The following is a 3,027-nucleotide window of genomic DNA, read 5'->3' as shown; positions in this document are numbered from 1 at the left end:
TACTCAACGTGCGCGGTGTTGATGGTGATACCGCGAGCTTTTTCTTCTGGTGCGCTGTCGATCTTGTCGAAGTCAACGATTGCAGAACCGAAAACCTCGGAGCAAACGCGAGTCAGAGCAGCAGTCAGAGTGGTTTTACCGTGGTCAACGTGACCAATGGTCCCAACGTTGACGTGGGGCAGGGAACGATCAAATTTTTCCTTAGCCATCGATATCACCCTCTACAGAAGAAATTAGACAAACAATATCAACCATTAAAACAAAGGCAGATATTTTCATATCTGCCTTGTTATATGGAGCTCTTGAGCGGATTTGAACCGCTGACCTCACCCTTACCAAGGGTGTGCTCTACCAACTGAGCTACAAGAGCAAAACCCTTTTGCACAACCTGCAAACTTGGAGCGGGTAGCGGGAATCGAACCCGCATCATCAGCTTGGAAGGCTGAGGTTCTACCACTAAACTATACCCGCGGAGCCTGCAGCTCACGCTTAAATCTGGTGGAGGGAGAAGGATTCGAACCTTCGAAGTCGTAGACGTCAGATTTACAGTCTGATCCCTTTGGCCGCTCGGGAACCCCTCCTAATCAGGCCGGCATTCTATATCATGCCAAACCCCTGTCAAGCATTTTCTCATTTAAAAACCTGAGGTTAGCTGCGTTGACACGCTTCACTTCGAATCCCGTTTAAGGTGTTCGCTGTGGAGCGGGCGCCATTCTATGCAAACTATTGAGCAGGTGCAACCCCTTCGCACAGCATTATTTTATGTTTTAACTCATTGAATTCCTTGGAAAGGTTTTGCAACTGCAGATCGCCCAACAAACGCTGGCTGTCCGGCGCAGCTGCCAGCCAGTACCCGCTTCCGGCAGCATCTTTCGGCAGGGATTGCACATTGACTTTCATCGCCACCAGACGCTGTTGCAACCTGGCAATTGAATCTTCGTCAGAAAATCCACCAAGGAACAAGCACTGCTGACGCGGCGCCACCTCGCCTCTTCGACCTTCACCTGCGGTTTCGCTCAGCAGACGGATATCCTGCTGCGAACCACGATACAGATTAAGAGGAGTTACATCTTTGGCTCGCAAGGGCGCTTCCTGCTGATGCCAGACATAGTAAAAAACATTGAGTACAACCAGCAGCAGGAACAACCAACGCATATAAACCTCAAGACAAGGGACAAGCCATCGCCAAGCCGACAAAAACCAGGTCGGGCACAACCCTGGCGTCAGGCGCGACGCCTTTAACCAACTCGGCATCCCCTCCCGTAATAAAGACGGCGAATTGGTCTCCCCAGTACGCTCGAGCCAGCTCTAATTGAGTGAGAACGAAGCCCCTCAGCATCAAAGAACAACCGCGCTCCACCGCTTCAACAGTGGTCCGTCCCGGGACGTGACTGGAAAGGGCGCGCTCTGCTGCTTCATCACCATAACGAATTTTACGGGTATGGGTGCGCAACTGGTTTCGCATCAAAGGCATACCAGGACAAATGAACCCCCCGAGATGCTCACCGTCAGCCGCGACAAAATCCGCAGTGACCGCGGTACCGAAGTCGAGAACCAGGCAAGCACTTCCGGCAGCGAGGTGGAAGCCGCCGAGCATCGCCAGCCAGCGATCAAGCCCCAGACGCTCATAGTCTTCATAGCCGTTTCGAACACCGGACATCTCGCGAGCAGGTTTCGCACACACGATAGGAATACCGAACGCGCGCTCAAGCATTTCGGTTAAAGCGCTGGTTTCCTCGTTAGTCCTGACGCTTACCAAACGACACTTGCGCAGCGAGAGCGGCTTTATGATCCGTAGACTCTCAAGCAAAGCCTGATTGGAATCTACAACCCCTTCCGAAACCAGCCCACTCGCCGACGCATCCAGCACGCGCCATTTGATAAAACTATTGCCGCAGTCAAGCTCAAGAATCATCACGCAACCTCAGGCTGAGCTCTCCACCACTAAAGACTTTTTCAACACCATCTACAATCAAGCGCAACCCGCCTTGGTTATCAATCCCGAGCACTATCCCATCGATATGGCTGTTACCCGCGATCAACGACACGGATCGACCCTGCCACAGATGATTTTCCGCCCATTCTGCCTGCAGACTTGCGAACCCGTTGAGCTGGTGTTTATGGGTATAAGCTTTGAGTTGATTACTCAACTCAACCACCAGAGCATTGCGATCGCAGGCTTTGCCTGACTCCAGTTTTATAGAAGTCCATTGCTGGTCGACCTCATCGGCAACCTGCATATTCACGTTGATTCCTATACCCAATACAACATGACATACATCCGCCGGATCGCCGACGAGTTCGAGCAGGATGCCGGCTATTTTCTTGTTACCCACCAAAACATCGTTGGGCCACTTCAAACCGGCATTGGGCACGCCGGCGCTTCGCAAGGTCTGCATCACGGCCAAGCCAACAACAAGGCTCAACCCCTCAAGCTGACGCATGCCGCCATCTATTCGAAGAACCAGGCTGTAATAAAGATTTTCCGCAAATGGGCTCACCCACTTGCGGCCTCGACGACCACGGCCTGCCAATTGTCGCTCCGCGAGCACCAAAAACGGCGCGGGGGCGCCCTCGCTGATGGAGCGCAGAGCTTCGGCATTTGTCGAGTCGACGGAGTCGAACACACGCACCGGCCATTGCGGCATCTTCCTGGTTATTTCAAGAGGATCAAGGAGCATCAAAGGCGCCGACAATTGATATCCGCGACCGCGAACTTTATGGATCGACAGGCCTAGTTCAGCTTCAAGCTGTTGTAGCTGCTTCCATACAGCACTTCGGCTAATTCCCAGGGCAACGCCCAAGTCCTGTCCGGAATGGAATCGTCCATCCTTCAGTAGATTCAACAACGTCAGCATGCAGGTATCGCCTCACAATGAGGCCCGCATAATAGCCATGCCCCGGGCCGTTGCATAGAAATCAAGCGGGCACATTTCTCGCAGGCAAAACAAAACCCCAACTGCTTTCGCAATTGGGGTTTCGGAATTTAATCTTGACGATGACCTACTCTCACATGGGGAAACCCCA

Annotated in this window: 4 protein-coding genes and 3 tRNA genes; all 7 read right to left on the bottom strand. The window is 52.7% G+C overall.

The window, feature by feature from the left end; translation table 11 throughout:
• A partial coding sequence (locus AC0Z5Z_RS26650; RefSeq protein ID WP_273878557.1) for a GTP-binding protein occupies positions 1–209 on the bottom strand: 209 nt, incomplete at its 3' end.
• Positions 210–294: 85 nt separating this feature from the next.
• A tRNA-Thr gene (locus AC0Z5Z_RS26645) sits at positions 295–370 on the bottom strand.
• Positions 371–397: 27 nt separating this feature from the next.
• Positions 398–471, bottom strand: a tRNA-Gly gene (locus AC0Z5Z_RS26640).
• 25 nt (positions 472–496) lie between these two features.
• Positions 497–581 (bottom strand) — tRNA-Tyr (locus AC0Z5Z_RS26635).
• 142 nt (positions 582–723) lie between these two features.
• On the bottom strand, positions 724–1,155 hold the full coding sequence (locus AC0Z5Z_RS26630; protein WP_095181969.1) for a hypothetical protein: 432 nt from the start codon (positions 1,153–1,155) through the stop codon (positions 724–726).
• 7 nt (positions 1,156–1,162) lie between these two features.
• Positions 1,163–1,915 carry a pantothenate kinase gene (locus AC0Z5Z_RS26625; RefSeq protein WP_485611858.1) on the bottom strand — a complete coding sequence of 251 codons (753 nt, stop codon included), beginning with the start codon at positions 1,913–1,915 and terminating at the stop codon, positions 1,163–1,165.
• Positions 1,905–2,858, bottom strand: a complete 954-nt coding sequence (birA, locus tag AC0Z5Z_RS26620; RefSeq protein ID WP_485611857.1) for a bifunctional biotin--[acetyl-CoA-carboxylase] ligase/biotin operon repressor BirA — start codon at positions 2,856–2,858, stop codon at positions 1,905–1,907. Before birA ends, AC0Z5Z_RS26625 begins: the two co-directional genes overlap by 11 nt.
• Positions 2,859–3,027 lie beyond the last annotated feature (169 nt).

It is taken from the genome of Pseudomonas sp. 1L-E-NC-VB-C3, assembly GCF_057291535.1.
Note: the sequence above shows the minus strand (reverse complement) of the source record. Positions and strands in the feature narration are given on the sequence as shown.